The 20,484-nt window shown below is 70.3% G+C and carries 7 protein-coding genes; 2 read left to right on the top strand and 5 right to left on the bottom strand.

Annotated elements, in window-relative coordinates; all coding sequences use genetic code 11:
• Window positions 1-209 precede the first annotated feature (209 nt).
• The 4 genes from FG99_RS24690 to FG99_RS24675 all read right to left on the bottom strand — a co-directional run bounded on the left by FG99_RS24690 (window position 210) and on the right by FG99_RS24675 (window position 16,041).
• Window positions 210-962 (bottom strand): thioesterase II family protein, encoded by a 753-nt coding sequence (locus tag FG99_RS24690; RefSeq protein ID WP_043272769.1) that lies wholly within the window; start codon window positions 960-962, stop codon window positions 210-212.
• Window positions 963-1,181: an MbtH family protein gene (locus FG99_RS24685; RefSeq protein WP_009622053.1), complete on the bottom strand. Its 219-nt coding sequence runs from the start codon at window positions 1,179-1,181 to the stop codon at window positions 963-965. It abuts the gene before it with no gap.
• 238 nt (window positions 1,182-1,419) lie between these two features.
• On the bottom strand, window positions 1,420-2,838 hold the full coding sequence (locus FG99_RS24680) for an aspartate aminotransferase family protein (RefSeq protein WP_043272768.1): 1,419 nt from the start codon (window positions 2,836-2,838) through the stop codon (window positions 1,420-1,422).
• Between the two features lie 231 nt (window positions 2,839-3,069).
• A complete protein-coding gene (locus tag FG99_RS24675) occupies window positions 3,070-16,041 on the bottom strand; it encodes a non-ribosomal peptide synthase/polyketide synthase (RefSeq protein ID WP_043272767.1) in 12,972 nt (4,323 codons plus the stop codon).
• A gap of 299 nt (window positions 16,042-16,340) precedes the next feature.
• Here FG99_RS24675 and FG99_RS24670 point away from each other — a divergent pair, with 299 nt between their 5' ends.
• Window positions 16,341-16,892 carry an RNA polymerase factor sigma-70 gene (locus FG99_RS24670; RefSeq protein ID WP_043272766.1) on the top strand — a complete coding sequence of 184 codons (552 nt, stop codon included), beginning with the start codon at window positions 16,341-16,343 and terminating at the stop codon, window positions 16,890-16,892.
• Window positions 16,893-17,180: 288 nt separating this feature from the next.
• On the top strand, window positions 17,181-18,764 hold the full coding sequence (locus FG99_RS24660) for a GGDEF domain-containing protein (protein ID WP_051879221.1): 1,584 nt from the start codon (window positions 17,181-17,183) through the stop codon (window positions 18,762-18,764).
• Between the two features lie 1,050 nt (window positions 18,765-19,814).
• On the opposite strand, the gene FG99_RS24650 is transcribed toward FG99_RS24660, so the two are convergent.
• Window positions 19,815-20,321 carry a DUF3015 domain-containing protein gene (locus FG99_RS24650; RefSeq protein WP_009622065.1) on the bottom strand — a complete coding sequence of 169 codons (507 nt, stop codon included), beginning with the start codon at window positions 20,319-20,321 and terminating at the stop codon, window positions 19,815-19,817.
• Window positions 20,322-20,484 lie beyond the last annotated feature (163 nt).

Below are 20,484 nucleotides of genomic sequence, written 5' to 3'. Positions count from 1 at the left end.
CTGTCTTCTTCCGTGCACGTGGGCAACGAGCGCCAGGGCTCGAGTGGGCTCATGGGGAACGGACAGGAACGGCGGAAAATTAGCTTCGCGGCGCTGATCGGGACGGCCGGCAGGAAATAATTTCTACCTAAATATCAAATAGTTATAAGAAGGAAGCGGCGAAAGCCGGGTGCCGTCGCCAGCACCCGGCCCGCGCGTTGCCGATGGGCTCAGAAGGTCGCGGCTTGCGCCAGCGGAGCGAGCGAACCCTCGCCCGCGCGCCAGCGTTGCAGGCGCCGCTCGATGCAGGGAAGCACGGCGGCCTCCTGCTCATGGATGAAGAAGTGCCCGCCGTCGAACAGTTGCAGTTCGAAGTCGGCGCAGGTTTCCTCGCCCCAGGCCAGCAGCTGTTCCTCGCTGGCCTTGTCGGCGCGCCCGCCGAGCACCTGGATAGGGCAGGCCAGCGGCGCGCGGCGCTGATGGCGGTAGCTGCCGCAGAGCAGGAAGTCGGCGCGCAGGATGGGCAGCGTCAGGCTCATCAGCTCGGCGTTGGCCAGCACTTCCTCGGGGGTGCCCTGCAGGTCGCGCAGGTCGGCGATCAGTTCGGCGTCGCTCTTCGGCTCGGCGAAGCCGCGGTCGTATTCCGCGCGCCGCGACGGCGCCGCCGTGCCCGAGGCGAACAGCCCCAGGGGCGTCGGGCTGCCCAGCTCGCGCAGGGCGTAGAGCAGCTCGCAGGCGAGCAGCGCGCCCAGGCTGTGGCCGAACAGCGCGTAGGGGCCCTGGCGCACTTCGTCGTGCAGCTCGCGGGCCAGCTGCCGGGCCAGGCCGGCCAGCTCGGTGTGCAGCGGCTCGGCCATGCGCGCGCCGCGCCCCGGCAGCTCCACCGGGCGCAGCTGCAGCCAGGCCGGCAGCTTGCGCCGCCAGCGGCTGTAGACCATGGCGCTGGCGCCGGAGTACGGCAGGCAGAAGAGTCGCAGCGCCACTCAGCCGGCCGCCTTGTCCATGTGCTGGCGCAGGCTCAGCGGGCGCATGTCGGTCCAGACCTGCTCGATATAGGCCAGGCAGTCCTTCTTCAGCCCACTCTTGCCCACGGCGCGCCAGCCGGCGGGGATTTCCTTGTACTGCGGCCAGATGGAGTACTGCTCCTCGTGGTTCACCACCACTTCGAATGGGATGTCTTCGCGGTCGAATACAGAAGTCATTGCGCTTTCCTCAACTGGATGGGCCGGCCGCCCCAGGGGTGGCCGCTATGGGTTAACGAAGTGGGTGGCGGGAAAATTAGGTGGTGAAGCTCTTCGTCTTCGTAGGAGCGGACCTTGTCCGCGATAGCCGGGGGTTCCGGCGCGATTCGCGGATAAGATCCGCTCCTACGCTGCCCCACCCGCGCCATTCCCATGTAGGAGCGCGCCCTGCCCGCGAAATCGCGCGCAGGGCGCGCTCCTACAATTTGCCGGCAGGCACCGCCGCAGCCAGCGCGCGGGCGAAGCGGCGGGCCACTTCGTCGATCTGCTCGGCGCTGATGATCAGCGGCGGCAGGAAGCGCACCACCGCGCCGTGGCGGCCGCCCAGTTCGAGGATCAGCCCGCGGCGCAGGCATTCGCGCTGGATGCGCGAGGCCAGCGCGGGGTTGGCCGGCGGGTGGCCGAGGCTGTCGGCGGCGCCTTCGGCGTCGACCACTTCCACCCCGAGCATCAGCCCGCGGCCGCGGATGTCGCCCAGCTGCGGGTAGCTGCGCTGGAGGATGCGCAGGTGCTCGGCCAGGCGCTCGCCCATGGCCGCGGCGTGGCCGGGCACGTCGTGTTCCTTCAGGTAGCGCATCACCGCGGAGCCGGCGGCCATGGCCATCTGGTTGCCGCGGAAGGTGCCGGCGTGGGCGCCGGGCTGCCAGGTGTCCAGCCAGTCGCGGTAGACCACCACCGCCAGCGGCAGGCTGCCGCCGATGGCCTTGGACAGCAGCACCACGTCGGGGACGATGCCGGCGTGCTCGAAGGCGAACATGCGCCCGGTGCGGCCGAAGCCGGTCTGGATCTCGTCGATCACCAGCGCCACCCCGGCCTTCTCGGTGATCCGGCGCAGGCCGCGCAGCCACTGCAGGTCGGCGGGCACCACGCCGCCCTCGCCCTGCACCACTTCCACCACCACCGCCGCCGGCAGCGGCACGCCGCTTTCCGGGTCGCTCAGCACGCTCTCCAGGTAGTGCAGGTTGGCGCGCACCCCGGCCTCGCCGCCGAGGCCGAAGGGGCAGCGGTAGTCGTAGGGGTACGGCAGGAACTGCACGCCGTTGCCCAGCACCGCGCCCAGGGCCTTCTTCGGCCCGAGGTTGCCCATCAGCCCCAGGGCGCCCTGGGTCATGCCGTGGTAGCCGCCCTGGAACGACAACACGGTGCTGCGCCCGGTGGCGGTGCGCACCAGCTTGAGCGCAGCTTCCGCGGCGTCGGCGCCGGTGGGCCCGCAGAACTGGATCTTCGCCTCGCGCGCCAGCTGTGGCGGCAGCAGGCCGAACAGGTCCTGGACGAAGGCGTCCTTCACCGGGGTGGTCAGGTCCAGGGTGTGCAGCGGCAGTTCGTCGGCCAGCACCTGCTGGATCGCCTCGATCACCACCGGGTGGTTGTGGCCCAGGGCCAGGGTGCCGGCGCCGGCCAGGCAGTCGATGAAGCGGCGGCCCTCGACGTCCTCGACGTACAGCCCGCGGGCCTTCTTCAGCGCCAGGGGGATGCGCCGCGGGTAGCTGCGCGCGTTGGATTCCTGGTGGCGCTGGCGCGCCAGCAACGGCGACTCGCTGAATTCGTAGAGGGTTTCGCCCGCGGCCGGTTCGGCATGGGCAGGCTGGTCATCGATGACGCTGGTAGCGACTTGCATGTCTTCAACCTCGAGACGTGGTGGTGTGCCACGGTTGACGGGTGCCCCGCGATGGCGGAGCGGCTGTAGTGGATAACGCAGCGCGGCGCTCGGGATTTACTGCCGGCCGCGCCCTGCCCCGGCGCCCTTTCCGCGGGCGCGGGGCGGCCTGCGCGCGGCGAACCGCGCGTGGGCTGCAGGTGTTTCGCGATACCCCCGCGGGGCCTCGGCTGCCCCGCGGGAAGTGCCGGGCTAGAGCATTTCCAGCTGCGACATCAGGTCGTCCAGGCGCGCCGCCTTGCGCTCGTCGATGGCGCTGGCGGCCTGGGCCTCGATGTAGCTGGCCAGTTCTTCCACCGTGCTGCACTCGAACATGGCCCGCAGCGGCACGTTGCGTTGCAGGGCCTTCTGCACCCGCGAGGCGATCTGCGTGGCCAGCAGCGAGTGCCCGCCCAGTTCGAAGAAGTTGTCCAGCACGCCGACGCGCTCGACCTTGAGCACCTCGGCCCAGATCTGCGCCAGGGTGCCTTCCAGCTCGGTGCGCGGCGCCTGGTAGGCGTGCGCCAGGGCCTGGCCGATGTCCAGCGCCGGCAGGGCCTTGCGGTCGAGCTTGCCGTTGGCGTTGAGCGGCATGCGCGCCAGCACCTGCCAGTGCAGCGGCACCATGTAGTCCGGCAGGTCGGCGCGCAGGTGCTGGCGCACCTGTTCGAGCCAGGCGCCCTCCTCTACTACCGTCGCAGCGGGCACCAGGTAGCCGACCAGGTACTTGCCGGTGGCGCTTTCCTGCACAGCCACGGCGGCCTCGCGCACCTCCGGCAGCTCGTGCAGGCGCGCCTCGATCTCGCCAAGCTCGATGCGGAAGCCGCGGATCTTCACCTGGTGGTCGACGCGCCCGACGTACTCCAGCACGCCGTCGGCGCGGCGCCGCGCCAGGTCGCCGGTGCGGTACAGGCGCTCGCCCGGCGCCCCGAACGGGTGCGGGACGAAGGCCTGGGCCGTGCGCAGCGGGTCGCCGACGTAGCCGCGGCCGACGCCGGTGCCGGCCACGCACAGCTCGCCCACGGCGCCCAGGGGCACCAGCTCGAAGTCGCCTTCGGCATCCAGCAGGTACAGCTGGTTGTTGTCGGTGGGGCTGCCGATGGGCAGATAGGTGGCCTCGGTGGAGGCCGCGTCGACGCGGAAGAAGGCCACGTCGTCCGAGCATTCCGCCGGGCCGTAGGCGTTGACCAGGCCCACCTGCGGGTAGCGCTGCAGCCAGTGCCGCGCCAGTTCCGGCGGCATGGCCTCGCCGGTGGGCAGCATCCAGCGCAGGCCGGGCAATGCCTTGTGCTCCTCGGCGAGCATGCCCTGGATCAGCGAGGGCACGCTTTCCAGCACGCTCACGCCCTGCTCCACCACGTGTTCCAGCAGGGCCTGCGGGTCCTGGGCGATGGCGTTCGGCACTATGGCCACGCGGCCGCCGAACAGCGGTGCGGCGAGGAACTGCCAGACCGAGATGTCGAAGCTCTGCGAGGCGGTCTGGGCGATCACGTCGCCCTCGCCGAGCGCCAGATACGGCACCTTGCTCAGTTGGTTGTTGAGCATGCCGGCCTGTTCCACCATCACGCCCTTGGGCAGGCCGGTGGAGCCGGAGGTGTAGATCACGTAGGCCAGGTTGCGCGGCCCGCTGTAGCGCTGCGGGTCGTGCTCGGCGACCGCGCCGTGCTGCACCTCGTCCCACACCAACAGGCGCGGGCGGCTGCCGCAGCCCAGTTCGGCGAGCAGCGCCAGGGCCTGTTCGTGGCAGGCGGCGCTGCACACCAGCACCGGCGTGCGGCTGAGTTCGAGGATGCGCGTCAGGCGCTGCGTTGGGTGCGCCGGGTCCAGCGGCAGGTAGCCGGCGCCGGCCTTGAAGCTGCCGACGATCATGCCCAGCAGGTCCAGGCCGCGCTCGCCGAGCAGGGCCACCGGCTGGTCGAAGCCGACGCCGGCGGCCAGCAGCGCGTGGCCCAGGCGGTTGGCGCGGCGGTTCAGCTCGGCGTAGCTCCACTGCTGGTCCAGGCAGCTGGCGGCGATGCGCTGCGGGTGCGCGGCCACCCGCGCTTCGAACAGGCGCACGTAGCCCTGCTCCAGCGGGTAGGCGTGCTCGCTGCGGTTGCAGTCTTCCAGCAGGAAGCGCCGTTCCTCGGCCCCCAGCAGCGGCAACTCGGCCACGTCGCCATGGAAACCGTCGGCCAGGGCCAGCAGCAGGCGCTTGAACTCGCCGAGCAGGCGCTCGATGGTCGGCGCCTCGAAGTAGCGCTGGTCGTAGGACAGGTGCAGGCCCAGGTCGTCGCCGGGGTAACAGACCACGGTGAGCGGGAAGTTGGTGTGGGTGCGCCCGGAATCGGAGCTGGCCTTCAGGCTCTGCGCGCGGTCCAGCACCGCCACTTCCACCGGGGCGTTCTCGAACACGAAGAGGCTGTCGAACAGCGGCTGGCCCTTGGGCAGTTCGCTGGCTTCCTGGATGCTCACCAGCGGCAGGTGCTCATGCTCGCGCAGTTCCAGGTTGCGTTCGAACAGCCCGGTCAGCCAGTCGCGCACCGTCTGCCGCGCGCCGGGCGCCGGCAGTTGCACGCGCAGTGGGATGCTGTTGATGAACAGCCCCACGGTGCGCTGCATCTGCGGCAGGCCCACCGGGCGCCCGGCCACGGTGACGCCGAACAGCAGGTCGCGTTCGCCGCTGTAGCGCCGCAGCACCAGGGCCCAGGCCGCCTGGGCGAAGGTGTTGACGGTGAGCTGGTAACGCTGCGCCAGTTCGCGCAGGCGCGCGCCGTCGGCGGCGTCCAGGCGGGTGTAGCGGTCGCCGACGATCATCCCGCCGCTCTCCCCCGCGCGCTCGTGGAGGATCGGCCGGTCGCTGGGGATGTAGGTGGCGCGCTCGAAACCGCGCAGGTTGCCGTGCCACCAGCGGCGCGAGTGCTCCAGGTCCTGGCGCTGCAGCCAGGCGATGTAGTCGCGGTAGCGCGGCGCGGCCGGCAGCTGCGGCGCGCGGCCCTCGCCCAGGGCAGCGTAGATCTCGAAGAAGTCGCTCATCAGCAGGCCGCGGCACCAGGCGTCGATGAGGATGTGGTGGTTGCTCATCATGAACCAGTAGCGCGCCGCGCCCAGGCGGATCAGGCGCAGGTGGAAGGGCGGCTCCTCGAGCAGGTCGAAGCCGGCTTCGCGTTCCTTCTTGTGCAGGGCCTGCAGGCGTTCCTCGTGGCCGTCGGCGGGCAGTTCGCTCCAGTCGAGGAACTCGATGCGCAGCCGGCCGGGTTTGTGGATCACCTGCAGCATGGCCTCGCCGGCATTCCACGCGAAGGACGCGCGCAGCGCCTCGTGGCGCGCCACCACGGCCTGCCAGGCGGCGGCGAAGCGTTCGCGGTCCAGCTCGCTGTCGATGCGGTAACGGTCCTGCATGTAGTAGATGCCGGTGCCCGGCTCCAGCAGGGTGTGCAGCAGCAGGCCCTCCTGCATGGGCGTCAGCGGGTAGACGTCGTCGATCTGCGCCGCCGGCACCGCCAGGGCGTCCAGCTGCGCCTGGCTCAGGCGCGCCAGGGGGAAGTCGGAAGGCGTCAGGCCGCCGGCGTTATCGTCCAGGCAGTGGGCGATCAGCGCCTGCAGTTCGCCGAGGTAGGCGTTGGCCAGCTCGGCGATGGTCTGCTCTTCGTAGCGCTCGGCGCTGTAGGTCCAGCGCAGCACCAGTTCGCCGCCGTAGACCTGGCCGTCCACGCTCAGCTCATTGGGCAGTGGCGCGGCGGCGTCGTGGATGGCCCCGGTGGGCTCGTCCAGCGGGTGGAACAGGGCGTCGTCGGTGAAGCTCTGGTCGAATTGGCCCAGGTAGTTGAAGGTGATGCGCGGCTGCGGCAGCTCGGCCAGGGCGCGGCGCCCGGCCTCGTCGCCCAGGTGGCGCAGCACGCCGTGGCCCAGGCCCTTGTGCGGCACGGCGCGCAGCTGTTCCTTGATCGCCTTGATCGAAGCCGCCAGCCCCGCCTCGCCCGGCTCGCCGGCGGGCGCCAGGCGCAGCGGGAAGGCACTGGTGAACCAGCCGACCGTGCGGCTGAGGTCGATGTCGTCGAACAGCGCCTCGCGGCCGTGGCCTTCCAGTTGCACCAGCACCGAGGCCTCGCCGCTGACACGGCAGAGTACCCGGGCCAGGGCGGTCAGCAGCAGGTCGTTGACCTGGGTGCGGTAGGCCGCCGGGGCCTGTTGCAGCAGCTGGCGGGTGCGCTCGCGGTCCAGGCGCAGGCTCAGGCTGCGGGCCAGGGCCTCGTCGTTGCGGCCTTGCGGGTTGTCGCAGAACCAGGCGCCGGGGGCGCCGTCCAGCTGGCCGCGCCACCAGTGCAGTTCCTCGCGCAGCGGCTCGCTGCCGGCGTAGGCCTGCAGGCGCGCGGTCCAGTCGCGGAAGGCGCTGGTCTTGGCCGGCAGTTGCGGCGCTTCGCCGGCGGCGAGTTGGCGATAAACCTGCTGCAGGTCTTCCAGCAGCACGCGCCAGGACACGCCGTCCACCACCAGGTGGTGGATCGCCAGCAGCAGACGCTGGGCGCCGGGGCCGTCCACCAGCACCGCGCGCAGCAGCGGGCCGTCCAGGGCCAGGCTGCGCTGGGCGCGCTCGAACACTTCGGCGCAGTCGTCGAAGCTCGCCACCTGCGCCTGCCATAGCAGCCAGGCGCCATCGTCCGCAGCCCGGTGTTCGGCGTGCCAGCGGCCGCCTTCCTGGCGGAACGTCAGGCGCAGGGCGTCGTGGTGTTTGACCAGCTGCAGCAGGGCCTGGCGCAGCAGCTCGGCGTCCAGCGCCTGGCGCGGCTCCAGCAGCAGCGACTGGTTCCAGTGCGCGCGGTTCTCCAGGGGCAGTTCGAAGAACCACTGCTGGATCGGCGTCAGCGCACTCTCGCCCTGCACTTCGCCCTGCTCGGCGAGGCTGGCGCCGGCGCTGCGGGCGACGCCGGCCAGGCTGCGCACGCTCTGGTGCTGGAACAGGTCGCGCGGGCTGAACTGGATGCCCTGCTGGCGGGCGCGGCTGACCACCTGGATGGAGAGGATGGAGTCGCCGCCCAGTTCGAAGAAGTTGTCGTCCAGGCCGACCTGGGCGAGGTTCAGCACCTCGCCCCAGACAGCCGCCAGCTGGCGTTCCAGCTCGCTGCGCGGGGCCTCGTAGGCGCGCTGGCCGAGGCTGGCGTCCGGCGCCGGCAGCGCGCGGCGGTCGAGCTTGCCGTTGGCGGTCAGAGGCAGGCCCTCCAGCAGCACCAGGTGCGCCGGCACCATGTAGTCCGGCAGTTGCTGCTTGAGGTGCGCCTTGAGCGCCTCAAGCAGGTCGGCCTGGGCCGCCTCGTCGGCGCCCGCCTCTGCGCAGCCCACGTAGCCCACCAGTTGCTTGCCGCTCGGCCCGTCGATGGCCAGTACGGCCGCCTCGCGCACCCGCGGGTGTTCCTGCAGGCGCGCCTCGATCTCGCCCAGCTCGATGCGGAAGCCGCGGATCTTCACCTGCTGGTCGATGCGCCCGAGGTATTCCACCTGGCCGTCGGCGCGCTGGCGCACGCGGTCGCCGGTGCGGTACAGGCGCCCGCCGGGCGCGCCGAAGGGGTCGGGCACGAAGCGCTCGGCGGTCAGCGCCGGGCGCTCGTGGTAGCCGCGGGCCAGGCCGGCGCCGCCGACGTACAGCTCGCCGCCGGCGCCCTGGGGCACCAGGGCCAGGTCGGCGTCGAGGAGGCAGGCGCTGCGCTCGCCCACCAGGCTGCCGATGGGTACGCCGGCGCCGGCTTCCACCTGCTCCGGGGCCAGGGCCGCCAGGGGCATGACCACCGTCTCGGTGGGGCCGTAGGCGTTGAAGAAGTAGCGCGGCGCGAAGGCCTGGCGGATGCGTTGCAGATGCTCGGCGGTCAGCGCCTCGCCGCCGGTGATGCACAGGCGCACCGGCAGCTGCCGGCCCTGGGTCTGCAGCCACTGGGCCAGTTGGCTGCCGTAGCTGGGGGTGAAGCCGAGGATGCTCACGCGGTGCTCGGCGATCAGTTGGCAGATGTCCTCGGCGCCCCACTGGCCCTGGGCCCGCAGCACCACGTGGGCGCCGCACAGCAGCGGCGTCAGCAGGCGCTCGCTGGCGGCGTCGAAGTTGATGGAATAGAAGTGCAGCTCGCAGTCGTCGGCGCGCATGCCGAAGCGCTCGATCACCGCGCGGCAGTGCATGGCGATCTCGCCGTGGCACACCGCCACGCCCTTGGGCTTGCCGGTGGAGCCGGAGGTGTAGATCAGGTAGGCCAGGTGCTGCGGCTGGGCGAAGGCCGGCAGCGGGCCGTCGTCCAGTGCCGCCAGGGCCGCGCCCTCCTGCGCCGGGCAGCAGCGGCCAACGCCTTCGGGCAGCGCGCCCAGGGCCTCGAACAGCGCCGGCTGGCCGAGCAGCAGGCGCACGCCGCTGTCCTCGATCATGTAGTACAGGCGTTCCAGCGGGTATTCCGGGTCCAGCGGCACGTAGGCGCCGCCGGCCTTGAGGATAGCCAGCAGGCCGACGACCATTTCCAGCGAGCGTTCCAGGGCCAGGCCGACGCGCACTTCCGGGCCCACGCCGCGTTCGCGCAGCAGGCGCGCCAGGCGGTTGGCGCGGGCGTCCAGTTCGGTGTAGCTCAGGCTCTGGCCGGCGAAGGTCAGCGCCGGGGCCTGCGGCGTGGCCGCGGCCTGGGCGGCGAACAGGCCGTGCAGGGTGTCGCTCAGTTGCGGCCCGCGGCAGGTCAGCAGCGCATCCTGCTCGCCGGCATCCAGCATCGGCAGCTCGCCCAGGCGCTGCTGCGGGTCGGCGATCATCGCCGCCAGCAGGTTCTGCCAGTGGCGCGCCATGCGGGCGATGCGCGGCTCGTCGAAGAGGTCGCGGCTGTAGGTCAGGCAGCAGCCCAGGCGCTGGTCGAGGTCGGTGACTTCCAGGTTGAGGTCGAACTTGGTGGCGCGGGCGTCGTTGACGCAGTATTCCAGTGTCATCCCGGCCAACTGGCGGGTCTGCTGGAACTCCCAGCGCTGGACGTTGCACATCACCTGGAACAGCGGGTTGTAGGCGGCGCTGCGCGGCGGCTGCAGGGCCTCTACCAGGTGGTCGAAGGGCAGGTCCTGGTGCGACTGGCCGTCGATCACCGTCTGCCGCACCTGCTCCAGCAGCCCGGCCACGCTCATCTGCCCGTCGAGGCGGCAGCGCAGCACCTGGGTGTTGAGGAAGGCGCCGATCAGCCCTTCGCTCTCCGGGCGGATGCGGTTGGCCACCGGCGCGCCGATGCGCAGGTCCTGCTGGCCGCTGTAGCGGTACAGCAGCGCGGCCAGGGCGGCGGTCATGGTCATGAACTGGGTCAGGCCGTTGCCGGCGTTGAAGCAGCGCACCCGCTCGGCCAGCTGCGGCGCCAGGTCGAAGCGGTAGAGGTCGCCGCGGTGGCTCTGCACTGGCGGCCGCGGGCGGTCGCCGGGCAGTTCCAGCACCGGGTGCTCGTCGCCCAGCTGGGCGGTCCAGTAGTCCAGCTGGCGCTGGCGTTCGCCGGCTTCCAGCCAGTCGCGCTGCCACAGGCTGTAGTCCAGGTATTGCACCGGCAGCGGCGCCAGGGGCGATTCGCGGCCGGCCAGGAAGGCCTCGTAGAGCGCGCTCAGCTCGCGGGCGAAGATGTCCATGGCCCAGCCTTCGGTGACGATGTGGTGGAGGGTCACCATCAGGTAGTGCTCGTCCTCGGCCAGGCGGACCATGTACACCCGCAGCAGCGGGCCCTGTTCGAGGTCGAAGGGCTTGTGCGCCTCGTCGTCGGCCAGTTGCTGCAGGGCCTGCTGGCGGGCGTCGGTGTCGAGGTGGGTGAAGTCCAGGCGCTGCATGCGTAGCTCGCTGTCCGCCTGCACCTGCTGGTGCGGCACGCCGTCGACGCTGGGGAAGCGGGTGCGCAGGGTCTCGTGGCGCTGCACCAGGGCCTGCAGGGCGCGCTCGAAGCAGTCCAGGTCCAGCGCGCCGCGCAGCCGCGCCATGCCGCCGACGTTGTAGGCCGGGCTGTCCGGCTCCAGTTGCCAGAGGAACCACATGCGCTGCTGCGAGTAGGACAGCGGCACGCGCTGGCTGCGGTCCACGGGGCGGATCGCGCCCTGGCTGTCGCGGCTGCCGGCGGCGCGCAGCTGGCGCACCCGCTCGGCGAAGGCGCCCAGGCGGCTGGCGTCGAACAGCTCGCGCAGCGGCAGCTCGATGGCGAAAGCCTGGCGCGCCCGGGAGACGATCCGGGTGGCCAGCAGCGAGTGGCCGCCCAGTTCGAAGAAGTCGTCGTCCAGGCCCACTTGCGGCAGGCCCAGCACTTCGCTCCAGATGCTGGCCAGGCGCTGTTCCAGCTCGTCGCGCGGGGGGACGTGCTCGCGCTGCTGCCCGCTCGGTTCGGGTAGGGCCTTGAGGTCCAGCTTGCCGCTGGGGCCCAGGGGCATGCTGTCCAGGCGCATGAGTTGCGCCGGGACCATGTATTCCGGCAACGCTGCCTGCAATGCAGTGCGCAGGGCCTGGTTGTGTTCGGTCTCGGCCGGGGCATCGGCGGTCGCGGTGTAGTAGCCCAGCAGTTGGCTGCCGAGGTTGCCGGCCTGGCGGATCAGCACCACGGCCTGGGCCAAGCCGGGCTGGGCCAGCAGGCGCGCGCGGATTTCGTCCAGCTCGATGCGGAAGCCGCGCAGCTTCACCTGGCCGTCCTGGCGGCCGAGGTATTCCAGCACGCCCTGCTCGCTCCAGCGCGCGCGGTCGCCGGTGCGGTACAGGCGCGCGCCGGGCGCGCCCAGCGGGTCGGCGACGAAGCGTTCGGCGCTCAGCCCCGGGCGGCCCAGGTAGCCGCGGGCCAGGCCGGCGCCGCCGATGCACAGCTCGCCGGCGGCGCCCGGCGGCAGCGGATTGAGTTCGCTGTCGAGGACGCGGCAGACCACGTTGCCCAGCGGCCGGCCGATGGGCGAGCGCGCGCCATCCTCCAGCGAGCAGTGCCAGTGGGTGACGTTGATCGCGGTTTCCGTCGGGCCGTAGCGGTTGTGCAGGGCCACGCCGGGCAGGCGTTGCAGCACGCGGTCGCGCAGCTGCGTCGGCAGCGCCTCGCCGCCGGAGAACAGGCGGCGCAGGCTGGTGCATTCCTCCACGCCGGGCTCGTCGATGAACAGTTGCAGCAGCGGCGGCACGAAGTGCAGCGTGGTCACGCCGAACTGCCGCACCAACTGGGCGATGCGCTCCGGGTCGCGGTGCTCGCCGGGGCCGGCCAGCACCAGGCGGCAGCCCGCCAGCAGCGGCCAGAAGCATTCCCACACCGAAACGTCGAAGCTCACCGGGGCCTTCTGCATCAGCACGTCGTCGGCCTGCAGCGCATAGGTGGCCTGCATCCATTGCAGGCGCTCGGCCAGGGCCGCGTGGGTGTTGCCCACGCCCTTGGGCTGGCCGGTGGAGCCGGAGGTGTAGATGACGTAGGCCAGGTTGTCGCCGTGCAGGTGCAGGCCCGGCGCGCCGCTCGGCCAGCCGTCCAGCTTGAGGCCGTCGAAGCACAGGGTGGCGACGCCCTCCAGGCTCGGCAGGCGCTCCAGCAGGTGGGACTGGGTCAGCAGCAGGCTGGCGCCGCAGTCGTCGAGCATGTAGGCCAGGCGTTCTGCGGGATAGTCCGCATCCAGCGGCACGTAGGCGCCGCCGGCCTTGAGGATGGCCAGCAGGCCCACCAGCAGCTGCGGCGAGCGTTCGGCGCAGATGGCCACCGGCACGTCGGGGCCCACGCCTTTGTCGCGCAGGTAGTGGGCCAGGCGGTTGGCCTGGGCGTGCAGTTCGGCGTGGCTGAGTTCACCGCCGTCCCATTGCAGCGCCACGCGTTCGGCATGGGCCGGCAATTCGCGTTCCAGTTGTTCCGGCAGCCAGCTGCGCGCCGGCTCGCAGGGCGCGCTGCCCCACTGCTCCAGGCGCGCCAGTTCCGCGTCCGTCGCCAGGGCGATGTCGCCCAGGCACAGTTGCGGTTGCGCCACCACCTGGCGCAGCAGCGCCACGTACTGGTCGGCCAGGCGCTGGATGCTGGCGGCGTCGAACAGTTCGGCGGCGTAGTCGAAGTTCAGGCGCAGGCGGCCGCGGGCGTCTTCCTCGGTCTGCAATTGCAGGTCGAACTTGGCCTCGCGGCTGTGCCAGGGCAGTTCCTCGGCCAGCAGGCCAGGCAGCCGGCGCAGGGCGGAAAGGTCGCGCTGCTGGTGGTTGAACAGCACCTGGAACGGCTGGCCGCCGTGGCCCGGCAGGGCTTCCAGCAGGCTGTCGAAGGGCAGGTCCTGGTGTTCCTGGGCGCCCAGGGTGGCTTCGCGCACCTGGGCCAGCAACTGCCCGAAGGCCTGCCGCGGGGCGGGCGTGGCGCGCAGCACCAGGGTGTTGATGAAGAAACCCACCAGCCCCTGGACTTCCTGGCGCTGGCGGTTGGCGCTGGGCACGCCGACGCGGATGTCGGTCTGCCCGCTGTGGCGGTGCAGCAGGGCCTGGAAGGCCGCCAGCAACCACATGAAGACGCTGGCCTGGTTGGCCTGGGCCGCTTCGCGCAGGGCCTGGCCGAGCTTGTCGTCCAGGCGCAGGCTCAGGCGCGCCGCCGGCGAGGCGGCGTTGCCGCGCGGGTGGTCGGTGGGCAGCTCCAGCACCGGGGCTTCCTCGCCCAGCTGTTCGCGCCAGTAGCCCAGCTGGCGGGCGCCCTCGCCCGCCTCCAGCCACTGGCGCTGCCAGCTGGCGAACTCGGCATAGCCGACCGGCAGCGGCGCCAGCTCGGCGGCCTGGCCGCCCAGGGCCTCGGCGTACAGGCGGGCGAATTCGTCCAGCAGCAGGTTCAGCGACCAGCCGTCGGCCACGATGTGGTGCAGGGTCACCCACAGCTGGTGCAGGTCGTCGTCCAGGCGCACCAGGCTCACCCGCAGCAGCGGGCCCTTTTCCAGGTCGAACGGCTCGCGGGCCTCGGCCTCGCGGCGTTGTTCGGCTTCGCCGGCGTCCAGTTGCAGCACCTGCCAGTGGAACTCGCCGCGCGGCTCGATGCGTTGCAGCGCCTGGCCGTCGCGTTCGAGGAAGCGCGTGCGCAGCGACTCGTGGCGCTGCACCAGGCGGGCGAAGCTGTCGTAGACCGCGTCTTCGTCCAGTTCGCCGCGCAGCAGCAGGCCGCCGGGGATGTTGTAGGCGCAGCCCTGGGGTTCGATCTGCCAGTTCAGCCACAGGCGGCGCTGGGCCGCGGATTGCGGCAGGTCGCCGCCGCGCGGCAGCTGGGCCATGGGCGCTTGCGCCGCGGCGCCATTGGCCAGGCGATCGGCCACGGCGGCGCTGAAGGCGGCCAGGCTCGGCGCCTCGAACAGCAGGCGCAGGTTCAGGTTGACGCCCAGGGCCTCGCGCAGCGCAGCCATGACCTGGGCGGCGGCGATGGAGTTGCCGCCCAGCAGGAAGAAGTTGTCGTCCGCGCCTATGCGCTCGACGCCCAGGTGCTCGCGCCAGACTTCGGCGATGCGCGCCTGCAAGGCATCGGCGCTTTGCTCCGGCGCGGCTCCGGCCGGGGATGCCTGGCCGGGGTAGACGGCGTAGGCGCCCAGGCTGCCGTCGGCCAGGCGCGTGCGGCAGGCCGAGCGTTGCAGCTTGCCGCTGGAGGTGCGCGGCAGCGCGCCGGGGTTGAGCAGCGCCACCACCTTCGGCGCCTCCTGGCAGGCCTCGGCTACCGTCTGGCGGATCGCGTCGATCAGGGCGTCGGCCGGGATGCGCTTCTGCAGCGCGCGGCCGACCTCGGCAGCGATGCCGATGCCCTCCTCGCCATCGACCTGCACGGCGAAGGCGGCCACGCGGCCCTTGCGCACCGCGTCCACCTCGGCTTCCACGGCGCGTTCGATGTCCTGCGGGTAGAGGTTGTGGCCGCGGATGATGAGCATGTCCTTCAGGCGCCCGGTGACGTACAGTTCGCCGTCGCGCAGGCAGCCCAGGTCGCCGGTGCGCAGCCAGGTGCGGCCGTCGCGCTCGACGAAGGTCTTGGCGCTGGCCTCGGGGTTGCGCCAGTAGCCGTGGGCGATGCTCGGCCCGGCGGCCCAGACCTCGCCCACCCGGTTCTCGCCGAGGGTTGCGCCGCCCTGCGGGTCGACGATCATCACCGCGTGTTCCGGCTGGCTGCGGCCGCAGCACATGAGCACGCTGTCGCTGCCCGCTTCGATGCGGTTCTGCGCCAGGGCCGCCTCGTCCACGCCCAGGGCGGCGATGCCCTGGCCGCGCTGGCCGCCGCTGACGAACAGGGTGGCCTCGGCCAGGCCGTAGCAGGCGAAGAAGCTGGAGGCCTCGAAGCGGCTGGCGGCGAACTTGGCGGCGAAGGCGTCCAGGCTGTCATGGCGGATCGGCTCGGAGCCGGAGAAGGCCACGCGCCAGCGGCTCAGGTCCAGCCCGGCCAGGGCCGACTCGCTGACGCGCTCGGTGCACAGGCGGTAGGCGAAATCCGGCCCGCCGCTGACGGTGCCGCCGTGCTGGCTGATGGCTTCCAGCCAGCGCAGCGGGCGTTCGAGGAAGTAGCGCGGCGACATCAGCACGCAGGGCACGCCGCTGTAGACCGGCTGCAGCAGGCCGCCGATCAGGCCCATGTCGTGGTACAGCGGCAGCCAGCTGACGATCACATCGTCAGCGCCGATGCCGAAGCCGCCGCGGATCAGCCGCTCGTTGGCCACCAGGTTACCGTGGCTGACCTGCACGCCCTTGGGCAGCGCGGTGGAGCCGGAGGTGTACTGCAGGAAGGCGATGTGTTCGGGGCGGACCTCGGTTTCCACCCAGGCCTCGGCACCGGCCAGGTCCAGTTCGTCGACGCACAGCAGCTGCGGCGCGGCGGCGCCGGACAGCGCCGGGCAGCCTTCCAGCAACGCCCCGCGCAGTTCGGCCTGGGTCAGCACCAGGCGCGGTGCGCAGTCGTCGATGATCGACAGCAGGCGTTCCTGGTGGTGGCGGCGCGCCGACTCCGGCGGGTAGGCGGGCACCGCGACCATGCCGGCGTACAGGCAGCCGAAGAAGGCGGCGACGTAGTCCGGGCCGCTGGGGAACAGCAGCACCGCGCGCTCGCCCTGCCCCGCCCGGGCCTGCAGGGCGGCGGCGATGCAGCGGGCGCGGCGGTCCAGCTCGGCATAGCTGAGCACCAGGTCGCCGGCGCCGTCTTCGGCCAGGAAGCGCAAGGCCAGCCGGTCGGGTTGGGTGCCGGCACGCTGGCGCAGGGCCTGGGCCATTGAGGAGGGATGTTCGAACGCGTCCATTTGGATTTCCTGCTGAGTGCAACCGCGACTGGTCATCGACCGGAAAAGTCCCACTTGGGCCTTCAGCCGGTTCTCTCAGAGGTGTACGGACGATCATTCGAAATAATTAGTGTTCTCAGCTAGGCCGGCGAGCCCGCCCGGATGGCACAAAGCCAGTCTGCACGGGGCTTTCCGGCCAGCAAGAACATTCATTTACAATTGTTGACAATGATTCTCATTTCAAATACTTTCCGGCTCGGCTCGCTGGATGCGTACCTGACTAGCGATTTGCCCACCCACACTGCCGCTAGGTGATTCTCATGCTGGATGAACTGCCCACCTCCCGTTATGCCTCCCCGTTGGTCGCGACCTTCATCGAGAATCGTTCCATCCTGGTCAAGTTCGCCTCGCGCTTCCTCGGCTGCCGTTCCCATGCCGAGGACGTGGTGCAGGACACCTTCTTCCGCCTGCAGAACGCCTCCGGCGCCTCCATTCCGCTGAAGGCGCAGATGAGCTACCTGTTCCAGGTGGTGCGCAACCTGGCCATCGACCACTACCGCAAGCAGGCGCTGGAGCAGCGCCACACCGGCGCGCCGCAGGAGCTGATGGAGGCCGAGGCGGCCTACGGCGCCACGCCGGAAACCCTGCACATCAACTTCGACACCCTCGAACAGATCGACGAGGCCCTGAGCCAGTTGCCCGAGCGTACCCGCTACGCCTTCGAGATGTACCGCCTGCACGGCGTGCAGCAGAAGGAGATCGCCCGCGAGCTGGGGGTTTCCCCGACCCTGGTCAACTTCATGATCCGCGATGCCCTGCTGCATTGCTGCGCCAGCGTGGCCAAGGACGAACAGCCCGCCCGCCGCGCCTGAAGCCCCTTGCGCCCCGGTGCCGGATGCCATGCATCGCCGGGGCAAGGGGCAGCCGCCCCCGACCTGTCCCATATTCCCGACGGAATCTTCCTGCTTTACAGCCCCCGCCCCTGAATCTCCGCCAATACCCCCGGCGCGGCGCCCGGCCTTGTCCATAATGGCGCCCTGGCGTCTGCCATCCACCCGCCTCCAGCCACGGCGTCGAGCCCCTCGAAAGCGCGCTCGCGCCAGGCATGTCCGGCCCGGGTGGATGGCGCGGCGATCTCCACAGTATCGACGGAATCCACCATGTCCTTGGGGCCCATGCCCAGGCTCAACCTGCGCACCTTGATCCTTCTGTTCGCCTCCCTGGCGGCCATCGCGACCCTGGCCAACGACCTGTTCGCCACCTACCGGATCCAGCGGGAGACGCTGGTCCTCAGTGCGCTGGAACACAACCGGGCCTATGCGGCCAAGGTTGCGCTGAGCATCAACCAGAGCCTCGCCTCGTCCCTGGACCGCCTGGCCTACAGCGCGACTGTCCTCGGGCGTGATTTCGCCGATGCGGCGGTCCGCGGCGCCGAGGTGGAACGCCTGGCCCGCCAGGACGGCAGCTTCAATACAGTGGTCATCGTCGACGCGACCGGGCGGATCCTCAGCGCCCTGCCCCAGTGGCTCAGCGCCAATGGCCGCAAGATCCTCTCCAAGCGCCCCCTGGAAATGCGCCAGGCGATGATCAGCCCGGCCTTCCATTCGCAGTCCGGCGAGCGGGTGGTGTTCGTCTCCCATCCGGTGTGGAACGCCCGCGGCGACTACCTCGGCCTGGTCGGCGGGACCATCTACCTGAACCGCGCCAATTCGCTGAACCACATCGTCAGCCGGCACTTCCAGAAGGACACCTCCTTCGTCTACCTGGTGGACGAGCAGCGCCAGTTGCTCTACCACCCCGAGCGCGAGCGCATCGGCCAGACGATCGGCGTCAACGCCGCGGTGGATGCCGCGCTGCGCGGCGAAAGCGGCGCCATGCAGGTCACCAGTCAAGAGGGCCTGGAGATGCTCGCCGGCTACGCGGCGGTGCCGGACAGCGGCTGGGGCGTGGTTTCGCAGCAGCCGCTGAGCGTCACCCTCGGCGCCGTGCGCGCGCTGATGCTGCAGGTGCTGGCGGGAATAGTGCCGATGATCCTGCTCGGCTTCCCGCTGCTGTGGTGGATAGCCGCGCGGATCAGCCACCCCCTGCGCCGGCTGGCCGACTACGCGGCGCAGCTGGACAACACCGAGCGCATCGAGGGGGTGCGCGCCTGGTACTTCGAGGCCTGGCGCATCCGCCGGGCGCTGATCATCGGCGGACAGATGACCCAGGAGCGCATCGGCCAGCTCAACCGCCAGGCCCAGAGCGACCCGCTGACCGGCCTGGCGAACCGCCGCGCGCTGGAGGCCACCCTGGCGAGCTGGGTGGCGCGCGGCGAGCCCTTCGCGGTGATCAGCATGGACATCGACCATTTCAAGCAGGTCAACGACACCTTCGGCCATGCCGCCGGCGACCAGGTGCTGCAAGCCTTCGCCGAGGTACTGCGGTGCAACTCGCGCAGCGGCGACCTGCCGTGCCGCGCCGGCGGCGAGGAGTTCATCCTGCTGCTGCCGGCCACCTCGCTCGGCGTGGCGGCGGAAGTCGCCGAACGCATCCGCCTGACGACGGAACGCACGGACTTCCCGCAGGTGGGCCGGGTGACCCTGTCGCTGGGCGTGGCCTTCAGCAGCGAGGGACGGACGGACGTCGGCGCGGTGCTAGCGACCGCCGACGCCCTGCTCTACCAGGCAAAGCAGGCCGGCCGCAACCGCGTCATGGTGGCGGACGAGCGGCCGGTTGGCGTGGCGCAGCCTCATCCGTCCTGAGGGCCCGGCCCGGAGCATCCGGCGGTAGCGCGCCAGAACGTAGGGCGCATAACCGTTCGCGGTTATGCGCCGTTGCCCATTGGCTATTTCAGGCGGGTTCGTGGTTGAGCATCACACCGAACAGTCCCCTCTCCCGCTTGCGGGGGAGGGTTAGGGTGTGGGGGCGGAGTTACAGGTTTTGGTAGCGGAGTGTTGGTGGAGTCCGTTGCCCTCACCCCAGCCCTCTCCCGGAGGGAGAGGGGGCTGTTCGGCGTGGGTGGATAACGCAGTGTCAGCCGGCAGGTTCGTAGGGCGTATAACCGTTCGCGGTTATACGCCGTTGGCCGATACACCGATGCCATCATGACTGTAGGAGCGAGCTTGCTCGCGAACGGGGTTTGCCGGTGGCGTAGGCGCTGGCTTCAAGAGCGCCCTCTCCCCAACCCTCTCCCTGAAGGGAGAGGGGCTGTCCTCAGCGAAGGGAGAATCCAGAGTTATCCTGAAACACCTATCTATCCCCGTCATTCCCGCGAACGCGGGAACCCAGTGACTGCGGGGTTCGCGAGCAAGCTCGCTCCTACGAAGAGCAGGATTTCCAGAGGAATATCCGAGCGCACCGGAGTGCCCCTTCAGAAGGCCGAACGAAACCCGCGCTCAGGAGGTCATGCGACATGGATGTCGCGAGAGCCCCGATGGGCTACAGGGACGTCCCCTCGGGGCGGGCCTCCGTGGCGGGGGAATTCGCGAGGGTAGCCCGGCTCCATCGGGCCCGTATGTCGGGGCAAGCCTTTTTGGTTCCTTTTGTGGCGATTTACAAAAGGGACTCGCCCGAGGGGGCGAAACGAGAAATGTCCGCAGACTCGGAGCGGCGCGTTATACCGAGCAAGAAGGCAACTGGGTTATTCCCCTTCGGGCCAGCGCAAGCGCTGTTCGCGATGGAGCCGCGTCCCGCGTTCGCGGGAATGACGAGTTAAAAATCGAAGCCCTAGCCCCACCCCACATGAAAATGCCGTTTCCCCAATGAAGAGAAACGGCATTCTCTCTTAAGTGAACAGCCTCGTTACGCGAACCTCAGGCAGGCTGCTTGGCATAGCGCGCCAGCGTCGGATCACGCTGCATCACCGCCAAGGTGTTGGCATAGACCTGCTCCCCGGTCGCATCCTTACTGGCGAAGATCTCCCCAAAGTGCCGCTGAGTAACCTGCGCGAAATGCGCACGATCCTGAGCCTGCACCCCCAGCAGGGTGGCATAGGCATCCAGCGCATCTCCATGCCCCTTGGCCATATCCTCGGCAATGTTGTCGAGCATGCCGTTCATGGCAAAGATCGAACGACCGCCATACCCCAGCCGCGCATCGGAGTTACAGCCGTTGGTGCCGGAAGTCAGGCCGAAGGTGGCGTTGCCCGAAGTCCCGTTGGTGGTGGTAGCCAGCAGGTGCGGGAACAACCCGCGCTGCCCTTCGAACAGCATGTTGCCCCAACCGCAGCCGTTGCCCCCGGCCTGGTCCGCCTGGGCGAACAGGCTGGCGGCGCCGAGAACCGCGAAGATCGCACTCTTGCCGAGCAGTTTGCTTGTCATGGATGTCGTTCCTTGGTCGTTTGACGTATTTGGCGTGCCCTACTCCCCGGCTGCGCAGCATCGCTGCAACAGTCTGGCTCGCCTTTAGGTGTAGGCAAGGAATCGCCAGGTTTCAAACCTACCGGCGGCAGGATTCGCACAATGAATACAGGAACACCCCTCG

It is taken from the genome of Pseudomonas sp. AAC, from assembly GCF_000725445.1.
Taxonomy (GTDB): domain Bacteria; phylum Pseudomonadota; class Gammaproteobacteria; order Pseudomonadales; family Pseudomonadaceae; genus Pseudomonas; species Pseudomonas citronellolis.
The sequence above is the reverse complement of the archived record's forward strand: the minus strand, read 5'-3'. Positions and strand labels throughout refer to the sequence as shown.

Coding starts and splice junctions, on each gene's coding strand:
- FG99_RS24650 (WP_009622065.1), bottom strand. CDS start 20,321: ATGACAAGCAAACTGCTCGGCAAGAGTGCGATCTTCGCGGTTCTCGGC.
- FG99_RS24670 (WP_043272766.1), top strand. CDS start 16,341: ATGCTGGATGAACTGCCCACCTCCCGTTATGCCTCCCCGTTGGTCGCG.
- FG99_RS24685 (WP_009622053.1), bottom strand. CDS start 1,181: ATGACTTCTGTATTCGACCGCGAAGACATCCCATTCGAAGTGGTGGTG.
- FG99_RS24675 (WP_043272767.1), bottom strand. CDS start 16,041: ATGGACGCGTTCGAACATCCCTCCTCAATGGCCCAGGCCCTGCGCCAG.
- FG99_RS24680 (WP_043272768.1), bottom strand. CDS start 2,838: ATGCAAGTCGCTACCAGCGTCATCGATGACCAGCCTGCCCATGCCGAA.
- FG99_RS24660 (WP_051879221.1), top strand. CDS start 17,181: ATGTCCTTGGGGCCCATGCCCAGGCTCAACCTGCGCACCTTGATCCTT.